The sequence below is a fragment of the Mycobacterium sp. NGS22 genome (assembly GCF_059813095.1).
Genome location: NZ_JCALDY010000004.1, coordinates 229,339 through 242,439, shown reverse-complemented (window position 1 = coordinate 242,439; position 13,101 = coordinate 229,339). Strand labels below are relative to the sequence as shown.

The following is a 13,101-nucleotide window of genomic DNA, read 5'->3' as shown; positions in this document are numbered from 1 at the left end:
ACGATCATCCCGATCGCCGGCCCGCACTCTGCGCCGCGCGGTCGCCAAAAGGCGCGACAGACAACGCATCTCGTCCCGCCGTGACAGACCGCTGGCTGGTGGGTGACCCAAAACTCAGTGACCCAGACCACACTTCGACAGCGATGTGCCATGATGTCCACGCTGGTCAAGGCCAACTCAGCGAGCAGTCAGGAGCAGCGGTGGATCTCAATTTGTCGATGGTGACCAGGCCGGTCGAGCGGTTGGTGGCCACAGCCCAGAACGGGTTGGAAGTGCTGCGACTGGGGGGCCTGGAAACGGGCAGCGTCCCGTCGCCGTCTCAGACCGTCGAGAGCGTACCCATGTACAAACTCCGGCGGTACTTTCCGCCGGACAACCGGCCGGGACAACCGCAGGTGGGTCCGCCGGTGCTGATGGTGCACCCGATGATGATGTCGGCCGACATGTGGGATGTGACCCGCGAGGACGGTGCGGTAGGAATCCTGCACGCCGGCGGGCTGGACTGCTGGGTCATCGATTTCGGCTCCCCCGACAAGGTCGAAGGCGGCATGCGCCGCAACCTCGCCGACCACATCGTCGCCCTCAGCCAGGCCATCGACACGGTGAAGGACGCCACCGGGCAGGACGTGCACCTGGTCGGGTATTCGCAGGGCGGCATGTGGTGCTACCAGGTCGCGGCGTATCGGCGCTCCAAGAGCCTGGCCAGCATCGTCGCGTTCGGTTCCCCGGTGGACACGCTGGCCGCGCTTCCGATGGGACTGCCGGCGAACCTGGCTCCCGGCATGGCCGATTTCATGGCCGACCACGTATTCAATCGGTTGAACATCCCAAGCTGGATGGCGCGCACCGGTTTTCAGATGATGGATCCGTTGAAGACGGCAAAGGCGCGCGTCGACTTCGTACGTCAACTGCACGACCGTGAGGCGCTGCTGCCGCGCGAACAGCAGCGCCGATTCCTCGAGCGTGAAGGCTGGATCGCCTGGTCGGGGCCGGCGATCTCGGAGTTGCTCAAGCAGTTCATCGCGCACAACCGGATGATGACCGGCGGTTTCGCCATCAACGGCCAGCTGGTGACGCTCACCGATATCACCGTCCCGGTCCTGGCGTTCGTCGGGGAGGTCGACGACATCGGCCAGCCGGCCTCGGTACGCGGCATCCGCCGGGCCGCACCCAACACCGAGGTCTACGAATGCTTGATCCGGACAGGTCATTTCGGCCTGGTCGTGGGATCCCGGGCGGCTCAACAGAGCTGGCCGACCGTCGTCGACTGGGTGCGCTGGATCTCCGGCGGCGGCGACAAGCCCGGCAGCATCGGGTTGATGGTCGAGCAGTCCGCTGAGAGCACCGACAGCGGGGTCGCACTCAGCTCCCGGCTCGCACACGGGGTGGGGGAGGTGTCCGAGGCGGCGTTGGCGATGGCCCGCGGTGCCGCCGACGCCGTCGTCGCGGCCAACCGATCGATGCGCACCCTGGCCGTCGAGACCGTCCGCACCCTGCCGAGGCTGGCCCGACTCGGGCAACTCAACGACCACACCCGAATCTCGTTGGGCCGCATCATCGAGGAACAGGCCCGAGACGCCCCGCAGGGTGAATTCCTGTTGTTCGACGGCCGCGTGCACACCTACGAGGCGGTCAACCGCCGGATCAACAACGTCGTGCGTGGCCTGATCGAGGTGGGTGTACGGCAGGGCGACCGAGTGGGGTTGCTGATGGAAACCCGGCCCAGCGCGCTGGTCGCCATCGCTGCCCTGTCCCGCCTCGGTGCGGTCGCCGTGATGATGCGCCAGGACGTCGACCTGGCCGCGCAGGTGCGGCTCGGGGGAGTCAGCGAAATCCTGACCGACCCCAGCAATCTCGAGGCCGCCCGGCAGCTGCAGGGCCAGATCCTGGTGCTCGGCGGTGGCGAGTCGCGCGATCTGCACCTACCCGAAGACGCGGACGTGATCGACATGGAGCAGATCGATCCCGACGCCGTGCAGTTGCCGGCCTGGTACCGGCCCAACCCGGGCTTCGCGCGGGACCTGGCGTTCATCGCGTTCAATGCCGCCGGCGGCGAACTGGTCGCCAAGCAGATCACCAACTTCCGGTGGGCTCTGTCGGCGTTCGGAACGGCCTCGACGGCGGCACTGGACCGCAAGGACACCGTCTACTGCCTCACGCCGCTGCATCACGAGTCCGCGCTGCTGGTCAGCCTGGGCGGGGCGGTGGTCGGCGGTACCCGCATCGCGTTGTCCCGCGGCATCCGCCCGGATCGGTTCGTCTCCGAGGTCCGTCAGTACGGCGTCACGGTGGTCTCCTACACCTGGGCCATGCTGCGCGACGTCGTCGACGACCCGGAGTTCGCGCTGCACGGCAACCATCCGGTGCGGTTGTTCATCGGCTCCGGCATGCCCACCGGTTTGTGGCGCCGGGTGGAAGATGCGTTCGCTCCCGCTCACGTCGTGGAGTTCTTCGCCACCACCGACGGGCAGGCGGTGCTGGCCAACGTGTCCGGCGCCAAGGTCGGCAGCAAGGGCCGGCCGCTGCCGGGTGCCGGTCGAGTGGAACTGGGCGCCTACGACGCCGAGCAGGATCTGATCCTGGAGAACGACGACGGCTTCGTGCAGGTTGCCGAGACCAACCAGATCGGGGTGCTGTTGGCGCAGTCCCGTGGGCCGATCGATCCGAGCGCTTCGGTCAAGCGTGGGGTCTTTTCTCCCGCCGACACCTGGATCTCCACCGAGTACCTGTTCCACCGGGACGAGGACGGAGACTTCTGGCTGGCCGGCCGGCGCGGCTCGGTGGTTCGCACGGCGCGCGGCATGGTGTACGCCGAACCGGTCACCGATGCACTGGGGTGCATCAGCGCGGTCGACCTCGCGGTGACCTACGGCGTCCCGGTGGGCGACCGTTATCTGGCGGTGTCCGCGGTGACGCTGCGGCCCGGTGCCACCATCACCGCCGCCGACCTGACCGAGGCAATTGCGGGCATGCCGGTGGGGCTGGGTCCCGACATCGTTCATGTGGTGCCCAAGTTCGAACTCAGCGCCACCTACCGGCCCACGGTCAGCGCGCTGCGGGCCGCCGGTATCCCCAAATCCGGCCGTCAGGCCTGGTATCTGGATGCCGGCAGCAACGAGTTCCGCCGACTGACCCCGGCGGCGCGCACCGAGATCAGCGGCAAGAAGGTGCCCGCCGATGCTTGACGACACCTTGCTGCAGATCCTGGTGTGCCCGGCCGACCGGGGGCCGCTGCTGCTGGTCGACGACGGCAAAGCGCTCTACAACCCGCGGTTGCGGCGTGCCTACCGCATCGACGACGGCATCCCGGTGCTGCTCGTGGACGAGGCTCGTGACGTTGACGACGACGAACATGCGCGCTTCACGGCGCAAGGCCTTCCGGAAGATCCCCGGTGAGATAGCGCTGTAGGTTCGGCGCGATGGTCTGCACGATCTGCTCGGTCGGCAGTGACGCGAACGGTTCGACCTTGATGATGTAGCGGGCCATCACGACGCCCATCAATTGCGAGGCGACGAACTGGGTGCGGATCTTGCCCGTTCCGGGCGGATTGTCGACCCGCGCACCCACCGCGCCGCCGACGATTTCCTGCAGGAACGAGCGCGCCAGACCCACGTCGTTGCCCGAGATCAGCGAGCGCAGCGTGGCGATCAACTGCGCGCCCAGTTCCGAATCCCACAGCGGCAACAGCAGCGAGGGCAGCCGCAACCCCATCTCCTCGATCGGTGCTTCCAGCACCGGCCCGATCACCTGCATCGGGTCGATCGGGATATGGATGGCGGCGGCGAACAGTTGCTCCTTGGTGCCGAAATAGTGATGCACCAGGGCGGCGTCCACTCCGGCCGCCGCGGCCACCGCCCGAATCGAAGTCTTGTCAATCCCTTTGTCGGCGAACATCTCTCGCGCACAGACCAGGATTCGCTCCCGGGTGTCGGAGTTGCCGGCGGGCCGGCCGGGCCGCTTCTTGCCGGTGGCTGCCGCCACGCTACGGGGTCCTCCGCCGCAAGGTCGCGGCGGCCAGGCACAGGGATGCGACGGCGAAGCCCAGGACGACGACCATGTCACGCACGGTAGTCGTGGTCAGTCCCGGATGCGCACCCACCTGCTGCAGCGCCTCGAGTGCGTAGCTGGCCGGCATGGCGTTGCTGATCCAGTGCAGCCAGTCCGGCATCGCCGCCCGCGGGACGATCACCCCGGCCAGCAACAGCTGCGGCACCATCACCAACGGGATGAACTGCACGGCCTGAAATTCCGTGCGCGCGAAGGCACTGAACAACAATCCGAGCCCGACCCCCAGCATCGCGTTGGCGATCGCGATCACGAACACCCACGCCGGGCTGCCGGTGGTCTCGAAGCCCAGCAGCCAGAACGAGACCAGGCAGGCCACCGTGGCCTGGGCCGCCGCGGCGATGGAGAACGCGGTGCCGTATGCCATCAGCAGGTCGAAGCGGCGCAACGGCGTGGTCAGGATGCGTTCCAGCGTTCCCGACGCGCGCTCGCGTTGCATGGTGATCGACGTGATGATGAACATCACGAACAGCGGGAACAGGCCCAGCAGGATCAGGCAGGCATTGTTGAACGGCGTCGGAGCGCCCGGGCGGTGGGGTGCATTCTGAAACATGAAGTACATCAACGTGATAACCAGAACGGGCACCACCACGATCATGGCGACGCTACGGTGGTCGGCGGCCAACTGGCGCAGGATCCGCGCCGTGGTCGCGGTGTATCCCTTGAGCCCTAGCCGGCCTTCGGTTGCTGCTCGGTGCTGCGCCGGATGATGGACAGAAACGCTTCCTCCAGTGATGTGCATGAAGTGTCCTCTCGTAGTCGGGCCGGGGTGGTGTGCGCGACCAGGTGGCCTTCGCGCATCAACAACAGATCGCCGCAGTGGTCGGCTTCGTCCATCACGTGGCTGGACACCAGCAAGGTGGTACCAGTGTCGGCCAGCTCCTGGAATTGCCGCCAAAGATCAACCCGCAGAACCGGATCCAGTCCCACGGTGGGTTCGTCGAGCACCAGCAGCTCGGGTCGGCTGACCAGTGCGCACGCCAGTGACACCCGGGTGCGCTGGCCGCCGGAAAGGTTGGCGCAGAACGCCGTTCGGTGATCGGTCAGTCCCACGCGGTCGATGGCCTCGTCGGCGGCGTCCCCGTCGAAGCCGTACAGCGACGCGAGATAGCGCACGTTGTCGACCACCCGCAGGTCCTGATAGATGGTCGGGTCCTGGGGCACGTACCCGACCCGTCGGCGCAGCGCGGCGGAGCCGGCCGGTCGGCCGAGCACTGTGACCTTGCCGCCGGCGACGATCTGGCTGCCGACGATGCAGCGGATCAGGCTGGTCTTGCCGCATCCGGATGGACCGAGCAGGCCGGTGATGCTGCCCCGCCCGATCTCGACGGAGAAGTCGTGCAGAGCCGGGCGTTTGCCGCGGATCACGCGGAGGTGCTCGATGCTAACCGCGGTGGTCTCCGTCATTAATTCATCGCGTGATGAAGTCATCATGTGATGAATATCCACCCGATGTCTGCTGCTGTCAATAGGGTCGACTTTGGTCGCGGTGACCCGCTGCGCCCAGCTTCGCTGCGCTGGCGATCACCACGGGCAGAATCGGTGCGGTGAGCGCCTCCGAACTGTCGGTCGACCCCCTTACCGCCGCCCACCGCCTACTCGGCGCCACCCTCGTCAGCCGCGGCGTCACAGCGGCGATCGTCGAGGTCGAGGCCTACGGCGGAGTCCCGGACGGACCGTGGCCGGACGCCGCCGCGCACTCCTACCGCGGGCGCACCCCCCGCAACGCGGTTATGTTCGGGCCACCCGGGCGGCTATACACCTACCGCAGTCACGGAATCCACGTGTGTGCCAACGTCGCGTGCGGTCCCGACGGCACCGCCGCGGCGGTGCTGCTCAGGGCATGTGTCATCGAGGACGGGTTCGACACGGCACGGTATCGCCGCGGCGAGTTGGTGCGCACCGTCGCGCTGGCCCGGGGTCCGGGCAACCTCTGCTCGGCCATGGGAATCACCATGGACGACAACGGCATTGACCTTTTCGATCCCGACGCGCCGGTGCGGTTGGAGCTGCACGGTCCGCTCACGGCCACTGAAGGACCGCGCGTCGGAGTGAGCAAAGCCGCCGACCGGCCCTGGCGGTTGTGGCTGGCCGGTCGGCCGGAGGTGTCGGCATACCGACGCAGTCCGCGAGCGCCCGCGCCCGGCGAAAGTGACTAGTCGCCGCCACGTTCGGCTGAACCTGGACCTTCAGCGTGAAGCCATGGATTTGAGTGTGAATCCTGGGATTTGCGCGTGAAAACTGGGCGGGATTTCGCCGATTTTCCCGCCGTGTGTTCACCCCGAAAGCCGTCATTCCACTATCAACGCCAAGGCTGCACACTCAACGCCAAGGATGCACACTCAACGCCAAACGCCTTACGACCACGAAAACCCCGCCGACCCTGACGCCGTGGCCAGTGACTAACCCGAAGATTTCTCGATGAGGGTGTCGTCGGGGTCCGGCGTGGCACGGTAGGCGGGGTCCAGGCGGCGAACAGCAAAGACGAACGGCAGCGCGACGAAGGGCGCGAGAACTCCGTAAACTGCAGCGGGAGTGGCTATCTCGGCGTTGTTCAAAAGTTGCGGGCTCAACGCGATGCCGATTGCCACCACGGCATTGTGCAGTCCGATCTCCAAACTGACGGCAATGGCCTGGCGGGGGGCCAGGCGCAGCCAGCGGGGCGCCAGGTAGCCGACGGTGAGGCTGATCGCGCAGAAGGACAACACCGCGGCACTGAGCACGCCGAAGTTGTTCCACAGCGTCGCCTGGCCGCCCGCAACCCCGGCGGCGATGGCAACCACCAGGAGCACCGCGGCAGCGATCCTGACCGGCTTCCGTAGCCGTCGGGCCAGATCAGGGAAGCGGTGGCGTACCGCGACACCGACCGCCGTCGGGATCAGCACGAGGCCCACCACGGTCAGGAATTTGTCGAACTGCAACGGGATGAAGCGTCCGTCGCCGAGGAACCAGGTCATCGAGAACGCCAGGATCGCCGGTATCGCGAAGATCGCCAACACCGCGTTGATCGCCGTCAAAGTCAGGTTGAGCGCGAGGTCACCGTCGACGAGATGGCTCAGGACATTCGCCAGCATTCCGCCCGGGGTAGCGGCCATGAGCATGAGCCCGACCGCAAGGTTGGGCGAAAGGTGTAGTAATTCGGCGATCAGCAGGCACACCGCGGGCAACAGCAGCGACTGACAGATCAGCGCCACCAGCAGTGGGCGCCGGAGCGTGGCGGCGCGTCGAAAGTCCTCGACGGTCAGCGTCAACCCGAGGGCAAGCATCACCGCCACGACGACCAACGGGAAGAACTGGTTCTGCATATCGCTCCGTGACTGGGGGGTCAGATTCGCCTCGGCTGGCCGCAAGTCACTCTACGACTGGTCGTCGTCGAGGCGCTCGGCTCAAATCATCCTGAGCGAATCGCGGGCACGTATCGGCAGCGACGACGGCCCTGCAAGACTCTGTGCCATGGTTACCGAGTCCTCCGGGATCCTCGACGAGCTCAACTGGCGTGGGTTGATCGCTCAGTCCACCGATCTCGCCGCGCTGTCCGCCGAGGCGCAACGCGGTCCGATGACCGTCTACGCCGGATTCGACCCCACCGCGGCGAGCCTGCACGCGGGGCATCTGGTGCCGCTGTTGGCGTTGCGCCGTTTCCAACGCGCCGGGCACCGCCCGATTGTGCTGGCCGGCGGTGCCACCGGCATGATCGGTGACCCCCGCGAGGTCGGTGAGCGCAGTCTGCACGGGGCCGACATCGTCGCCGAATGGACCGAACGGATCCGGGGACAGCTGGAGCGTTTCGTCGACTTCGACAATTCACCGACCGGTGCCATCGTCGAGAACAATCTCGATTGGACGCGCCCGCTGTCGGCCATCGAGTTCCTGCGCGATATAGGCAAACACTTCTCGATCAACGTGATGCTGGACCGCGACACCGTGCGCCGTCGGCTCGAAGGCGACGGGATCTCCTACACCGAGTTCAGCTACATGCTGCTGCAGGCCAACGACTACGTGGAACTGCACCGCCGGCACGGTTGCGCGCTGCAGATCGGCGGCTCGGATCAGTGGGGCAACATCATCGCCGGGGTACGGTTGGTGCGCCAAAAGCTCAGTGCCGCAGTGCATGCGCTCACCGTCCCGCTGGTGACCGCAGCCGACGGCACCAAGTTCGGCAAATCGACCGGCGGTGGCAGCCTGTGGCTCGACCCGCAGCTGACCAGCCCGTATGCCTGGTACCAGTACTTCGTCAACACCGCCGACGCGGACGTGATCCGCTACCTACGGTGGTTCACTTTCCTGACGGCCGAGGAAATCGCCGAGTTGGAGCAGGCCACCGCAGAACGCCCCCAGCAGCGCGCGGCTCAGCGCAGATTGGCCGCTGAACTCACCACTTTGGTGCACGGCGAGGCAGCCACCGCAGCGGTCGAGCATGCCAGCCGGGCGCTGTTCGGGCAGGGCGAATTGGCGGACCTCGACGAGGCGACGTTGTCGGCGGCCCTGCGTGAGACCAGGGTCGCCGAGCTGAAACCCGGTGACGCGGAAGGGATCGTCGACCTGCTGGTGGCCAGCGGGCTTTCGGACAGCAGGAAGGCGGCACGGCGCACGATCGCCGAAGGTGGCGTGTCCGTCAACAACATTCGCGTGGAAAGCGACGAATGGTCACCACAGACAACGGATTTCCTGCACGGGCGGTGGCTGGTGCTGCGTCGCGGCAAACGCAACATCGCCGGCGTCGAACGAACCCCGTAGCGCGCCACCACGGCGGCGTATCGCGGCGACGGTCCGAAACGCGGTAGTGCGCAAATCTTTACCCCACTGTGTCGCGGACGTGACCATGGTTGCGCACTGTTGTCACGATGACCACACCCGGGATCGCGCTCAGGGTTTTGGCGTTGACCGCCGGTGTATTCAGCGTCTCGGCCGGCGTGGCTGCCCCGATCCACGCAGACATGTTGGGCAACGCATTCCTCAGTGCGTTGACCAACGCCGGTATCGCCTACAGCCAGCCCGCAACCGCGGTCGCGATGGGCCGATCGGTGTGCCCGAAGGTACTTGCGCCCGGCGGCACGTTCGAGGCCGTCGTCGCCGAAATTGCGGAACTCAACGACATGTCGCGCGAGCGGGCCGCAGGATTCACCATCGTCGCGATCGCCACCTATTGTCCGTCGTTGCTCTCGCCGTTGTTCCCGAACAAGTTGCAGGCCTGACCCCATGCCGGGTTGTGGTGCCGCCGAACTCGCAAATTGTGTCTCTGTCCCGGGTGCCCGTAACCTCTAGCGCGTGGTCGACGACAGGCAGGGGCGCGACGGCGCGCGGCGTCCGAGACCTCCGTCGGGTGATTCACGTCGGCGCGATCCGCGTCGCGAGCGAAACGGGTCCTGGTCGGGTCCCGGACGAGCCCGTCCCGCGCAACCCAGGCCCGACGTCGATCGTCCCGCTCAGGACGGACCCCCGATCCCGGCGGACATCGACGCCCGACAACTGGCGCCCGACGTCCGGCGTGAACTGAGCACCCTGGACCGAGCCACCGCGGACGCCGTCGCGAGGCACCTGGTCGCCGCCGGAGGACTGCTCGACGACGACCCGCAATCCGCGCTGGGCCACGCCCGTGCGGCCCGCGCCCGGGCCAGCCGGATCGCCGCGGTCCGTGAGGCGGTCGGCATCGCCGCGTATCACTGCGGTGACTGGGCGCAGGCGCTGGCCGAGTTCCGTGCCGCCCGCAGGATGGGCAGCAAGTCCGCGCTGCTGGCGCTCATCGCCGACTGCGAACGCGGCCTCGGTCGCCCGCAGCGGGCCATCGACCTGGCGCGCGGGCCCGAGGCGGCCCAGCTCACCGGTGACGACGCGGACGAGTTGCGCATCGTGGCCGCCGGAGCCCGCGCCGACCTCGGGCAGCTCGAGCAGGCGCTGACGGTGCTGTCCACCCCGCAGCTGGACCCGGCGCGCACCGGTTCGACGGCGGCACGGTTGTTCTACGCCTACGCCGAAACGTTGCTGGCGCTCGGACGCGATGAGGACGCCCTGCAATGGTTTTTGCGGTCGGCGGCCGCCGACATCGAGGGCGTCACCGATGCCGAAGACCGGGTCAGCGAACTTGGCTGACACCAAAAACATTGCACAGCAATACGATTGCTTGCTATTGGACCTGGACGGCACCGTCTTCCGCGGCCAAGAGCCCACTGCGGGGGCGGTGGAATCGTTGGAGGAAATCGACAGCCGCAAGCTCTTCGTCACCAACAATGCCTCCCGCAGCGCCGGCGAGGTCGCCGCGCACCTGCGTGAGCTCGGGTTCGATGCCGACAGCCAGGATGTGGTCACCAGCGCGCAGAGCGCGGCCAATCTGCTTGCCGCACAGTTGGATCCGGATTCCAAGGTGCTGGTCGTCGGCACCGACGCACTGGCCGACGAGATCTCCGCGGTCGGCTTGCGTCCGGTCCGGTGCTTCGATGACGGACCCGACGCCGTCGTGCAAGGTTTGTCCAAAACCCTCAACTGGTCCGACCTCGCGGAAGCAACGCTGGCGATCCGGGCCGGTGCGTTGTGGGTTGCGGCCAACGTCGACAAGACACTGCCCACCGAGCGGGGTCTGTTGCCCGGCAACGGATCTCTGGTCGCCGCGCTGCGAGCGGCCACCGACGAGGACCCGCAGGTGGCCGGCAAGCCGGGTCCGCAACTGATGAAAGATGCGGTGGGCCGCGGTGACTTCCGCGCCCCACTGGTGGTCGGAGACCGGTTGGACACCGACATCGAAGGCGCCAACGCCGCCGACTTGCCCAGCCTGATGGTGCTCACCGGGGTGAACTCCGCGCGCGACGCGGTCTACGCCGAACCCGATCAGCGGCCTACCTACATCGGCCAGGACTTGCGGTCCTTGCTGCTGGAATCCGATCAGCTCAAGGTCGGCCCGCAGCCGTGTTGGCGGGTCGAGAGCCGGGACCAGACGGTAACGGTCACCGCGACCGGAGACGACCAAGGCGACGGCCTGGCCATCGTGCGCGCACTGGCCGCGGCCGTCTGGGATCTGGACGAGGTGCCGCGCATCGAGGCCGGCGACGAGCAGGCCCGCGACGCCCTGCAGAAGTGGTCGCTGATGCCCACCGACTAGCCGGTGACTAGCGTAGGGAGCGCAATGACTATCGATCCTGACCAGATTCGCGCCGAAATCGAAGAACTGCTCGCCCAGCTGCCCGACCCGGACAACGCCGGAGCCGGGCCGTCGCTCGAAGAGCTCGAAGACATCGCCCGCCGCCTGTCCGAGGCGCACGACGTGCTGATGCGGGCGCTGGAGTCGGCGGAGAAGGGCTGAGTGCTCGCGTGCCACGGCGTGCCCGCGTCGACGCCGAGCTGGTCCGGCGTGGTCTGGCACGCTCCCGGCAGCAGGCCGCGGAGTTGATCGGCGCCGGGAAGGTGCGTATCGATGGCCTGCCGGCGGTCAAGCCGGCCACGGCGGTGTCTGTCACTGCGGCGCTGACCGTGGCCGACGACGGCGGACGCACCTGGGTGTCGCGCGGCGCGCACAAACTGATCGGGGCCCTGGACGCCTTCGCGATTCCCGTCGAGGGCCGCCGCTGTCTGGACGCGGGCGCATCGACCGGCGGATTCACCGAGGTCCTCCTGGACCGGGGCGCCGCCGAGGTCGTCGCCGCCGACGTCGGGTACGGCCAGCTGGCCTGGTCACTGCGCAGCGATCCGCGGGTGATGGTGGTCGAGCGAACCAACGTCCGGGACCTGACTCCCACGGCGATCGGCGGTCCCGTCGGCCTGGTGGTGGCTGACCTGTCGTTTATCTCGTTGGCGACGGTGTTGCCCGCGCTGGTTGGTTGCGCTTCGCCCGGCGCGGATATCGTTCCCATGGTGAAGCCGCAATTCGAGGTGGGCAAGGGCCAGGTGGGACCCGGCGGGGTCGTCCAGGACCCGCAGTTGCGCACGAATGCGGTGCTGACGGTGGCGCGCCGGGCCGCGGAGTTCGGCTGGCCCGCGGTGGGCGTGACCGCCAGTCCGTTGCCGGGGCCGTCGGGCAACGTCGAGTATTTCCTGTGGCTGCGTGCCGAACCCGGTCGCGGGCTGGCTGGCGAGGAGTTGACGGCTGCGGTGCAGCGTGCTGTCAGGGAGGGGCCGCAGTGACATCGCAACGGACCGTGCTGCTGGTCGTCCACACCGGCCGTGACGAAGCGACCGAAACCGCCCGGCGCGTGGAAAAGATATTGAACGACAACGGCATTGAACTGCGTGCGCTGTCGGCCGAAGCGGTCGACCGCGGATCGCTGCGGTTGGCTCCCGGTGACATGCGGGCCGTGGGCAGCGATATCGAGGTCATCGATGCCGACCCTCGGGCCGCGGACGGCTGTGAACTGGTCCTCGTGCTGGGCGGCGACGGTACGTTCCTGCGCGCGGCCGAGTTGGCGCGCAACGCCGGCATCCCGGTGCTGGGCGTCAACCTGGGCCGCATCGGATTTTTGGCCGAAGCCGAGGCCGAAGCCATCGACGTCGTGCTCAATCACATCTGCGCCAGAAGCTACCGGGTGGAGGACCGTCTGACGCTGGATGTGGTTGTGCGCCAAGGCGGCGATGTGATCGACCAGGGCTGGGCACTCAACGAAGCCAGTCTGGAGAAGGGTCCCCGGCTGGGGGTGCTGGGCGTAGTGGTGGAGATCGACGGTCGGCCGGTATCGACGTTCGGCTGCGACGGGGTGCTGGTGGCCACTCCCACCGGATCCACCGCGTACGCGTTCTCCGCGGGCGGACCGGTGTTGTGGCCCGATCTGGAAGCAATCCTGGTGGTGCCCAACAACGCTCACGCGTTGTTCGGGCGCCCGATGGTCACCAGCCCGGATGCAGTCATTGCGATCGAAGTCGAGGCCGACGGTCACGATGCGCTGGTGTTCTGCGACGGACGCCGGGAGATGCTGGTGCCGGCCGGCAGTCGGTTGGAGGTGAGTCGCGCTGTCACACCGGTGAAGTGGGCGCGGCTGGACAGCGCGCCGTTCACCGACCGGTTGGTGACCAAGTTCCGGTTGCCCGTAACAGGTTGGCGCGGGCAGTAACTG

14 protein-coding genes are annotated in these 13,101 nt (G+C 67.4%); 10 read left to right on the top strand and 4 right to left on the bottom strand.

The genetic code is table 11. The features are described from left to right. The first annotated feature begins 218 nt into the window (after nucleotides 1-218). Nucleotides 219-3,185, top strand: coding sequence for an acyl-CoA synthetase (locus AC5Y47_RS05605; protein WP_499942889.1), 2,967 nt, complete (start codon nucleotides 219-221; stop codon nucleotides 3,183-3,185). After that, nucleotides 3,178-3,396, top strand: coding sequence for a Trm112 family protein (locus tag AC5Y47_RS05600; RefSeq protein ID WP_499942810.1), 219 nt, complete (start codon nucleotides 3,178-3,180; stop codon nucleotides 3,394-3,396). Before AC5Y47_RS05605 ends, AC5Y47_RS05600 begins: the two co-directional genes overlap by 8 nt. On the opposite strand, the gene AC5Y47_RS05595 is transcribed toward AC5Y47_RS05600, so the two are convergent. Genes AC5Y47_RS05595 through AC5Y47_RS05585 form a run of 3 tightly spaced genes read right to left on the bottom strand, consistent with a single transcriptional unit; the run spans nucleotide 3,362 to nucleotide 5,500 of the window. Then, entirely contained in the window at nucleotides 3,362-3,982 is a 621-nt protein-coding gene (locus AC5Y47_RS05595; RefSeq protein ID WP_499942808.1) for a TetR/AcrR family transcriptional regulator, read from the bottom strand. The two genes, AC5Y47_RS05600 and AC5Y47_RS05595, sit on opposite strands and share 35 nt — an antisense overlap. A 1-nt stretch (nucleotide 3,983) precedes the next feature. Further along, entirely contained in the window at nucleotides 3,984-4,808 is an 825-nt protein-coding gene (locus AC5Y47_RS05590) for an ABC transporter permease (protein WP_499942805.1), read from the bottom strand. After that, nucleotides 4,736-5,500 (bottom strand): ABC transporter ATP-binding protein, encoded by a 765-nt coding sequence (locus AC5Y47_RS05585; protein WP_499942802.1) that lies wholly within the window; start codon nucleotides 5,498-5,500, stop codon nucleotides 4,736-4,738. The genes AC5Y47_RS05590 and AC5Y47_RS05585 overlap by 73 nt, the downstream gene beginning before the upstream one ends. 113 nt (nucleotides 5,501-5,613) lie before the next feature. Between AC5Y47_RS05585 and AC5Y47_RS05580 the strand changes: the two genes are divergently transcribed. Next, nucleotides 5,614-6,225, top strand: coding sequence for a DNA-3-methyladenine glycosylase (locus tag AC5Y47_RS05580; RefSeq protein WP_499942800.1), 612 nt, complete (start codon nucleotides 5,614-5,616; stop codon nucleotides 6,223-6,225). 243 nt (nucleotides 6,226-6,468) lie between these two features. Here AC5Y47_RS05580 and AC5Y47_RS05575 read toward each other — a convergent pair whose 3' ends face one another. Beyond that, nucleotides 6,469-7,371, bottom strand: a complete 903-nt coding sequence (locus tag AC5Y47_RS05575; RefSeq protein WP_499942796.1) for a bile acid:sodium symporter family protein — start codon at nucleotides 7,369-7,371, stop codon at nucleotides 6,469-6,471. Between the two features lie 148 nt (nucleotides 7,372-7,519). On the opposite strand from AC5Y47_RS05575, the gene tyrS reads away from it, so the two are divergent. The 7 genes from tyrS (at nucleotide 7,520) to AC5Y47_RS05540 (ending at nucleotide 13,098) form a co-directional block, all read left to right on the top strand. Then, nucleotides 7,520-8,803, top strand: a complete 1,284-nt coding sequence (tyrS, locus tag AC5Y47_RS05570; protein ID WP_499942794.1) for a tyrosine--tRNA ligase — start codon at nucleotides 7,520-7,522, stop codon at nucleotides 8,801-8,803. A gap of 107 nt (nucleotides 8,804-8,910) precedes the next feature. After that, nucleotides 8,911-9,261: a DUF732 domain-containing protein gene (locus AC5Y47_RS05565; RefSeq protein WP_499942792.1), complete on the top strand. Its 351-nt coding sequence runs from the start codon at nucleotides 8,911-8,913 to the stop codon at nucleotides 9,259-9,261. Between the two features lie 73 nt (nucleotides 9,262-9,334). Beyond that, entirely contained in the window at nucleotides 9,335-10,156 is an 822-nt protein-coding gene (locus AC5Y47_RS05560; RefSeq protein WP_499942789.1) for a tetratricopeptide repeat protein, read from the top strand. After that, nucleotides 10,125-11,159: an HAD-IIA family hydrolase gene (locus tag AC5Y47_RS05555; RefSeq protein ID WP_499942785.1), complete on the top strand. Its 1,035-nt coding sequence runs from the start codon at nucleotides 10,125-10,127 to the stop codon at nucleotides 11,157-11,159. The genes AC5Y47_RS05560 and AC5Y47_RS05555 overlap by 32 nt, the downstream gene beginning before the upstream one ends. A gap of 24 nt (nucleotides 11,160-11,183) precedes the next feature. Continuing rightward, on the top strand, nucleotides 11,184-11,360 hold the full coding sequence (locus AC5Y47_RS05550) for a hypothetical protein (RefSeq protein WP_499942782.1): 177 nt from the start codon (nucleotides 11,184-11,186) through the stop codon (nucleotides 11,358-11,360). A gap of 8 nt (nucleotides 11,361-11,368) precedes the next feature. After that, nucleotides 11,369-12,178 (top strand): TlyA family RNA methyltransferase, encoded by an 810-nt coding sequence (locus AC5Y47_RS05545; RefSeq protein WP_499942778.1) that lies wholly within the window; start codon nucleotides 11,369-11,371, stop codon nucleotides 12,176-12,178. Then, complete coding sequence (locus tag AC5Y47_RS05540) at nucleotides 12,175-13,098, top strand: NAD kinase (RefSeq protein WP_499942775.1); 924 nt, start codon at nucleotides 12,175-12,177, stop codon at nucleotides 13,096-13,098. Before AC5Y47_RS05545 ends, AC5Y47_RS05540 begins: the two co-directional genes overlap by 4 nt. The last annotated feature ends 3 nt before the right edge of the window (nucleotides 13,099-13,101 follow it).

Excerpts from the sequence above, each read along its gene's own strand:
- AC5Y47_RS05550 (WP_499942782.1), top strand. The coding sequence starts at position 11,184 with ATGACTATCGATCCTGACCAGATTCGCGCCGAAATCGAAGAACTGCTC.
- AC5Y47_RS05555 (WP_499942785.1), top strand. The coding sequence starts at position 10,125 with ATGCCGAAGACCGGGTCAGCGAACTTGGCTGACACCAAAAACATTGCA.
- AC5Y47_RS05575 (WP_499942796.1), bottom strand. The coding sequence starts at position 7,371 with ATGCAGAACCAGTTCTTCCCGTTGGTCGTCGTGGCGGTGATGCTTGCC.
- AC5Y47_RS05585 (WP_499942802.1), bottom strand. The coding sequence starts at position 5,500 with ATGATGACTTCATCACGCGATGAATTAATGACGGAGACCACCGCGGTT.
- AC5Y47_RS05590 (WP_499942805.1), bottom strand. The coding sequence starts at position 4,808 with ATGCACATCACTGGAGGAAGCGTTTCTGTCCATCATCCGGCGCAGCAC.
- AC5Y47_RS05605 (WP_499942889.1), top strand. The coding sequence starts at position 219 with ATGGTGACCAGGCCGGTCGAGCGGTTGGTGGCCACAGCCCAGAACGGG.
- tyrS (WP_499942794.1), top strand. The coding sequence starts at position 7,520 with ATGGTTACCGAGTCCTCCGGGATCCTCGACGAGCTCAACTGGCGTGGG.
- AC5Y47_RS05600 (WP_499942810.1), top strand. The coding sequence starts at position 3,178 with ATGCTTGACGACACCTTGCTGCAGATCCTGGTGTGCCCGGCCGACCGG.
- AC5Y47_RS05565 (WP_499942792.1), top strand. The coding sequence starts at position 8,911 with ATGACCACACCCGGGATCGCGCTCAGGGTTTTGGCGTTGACCGCCGGT.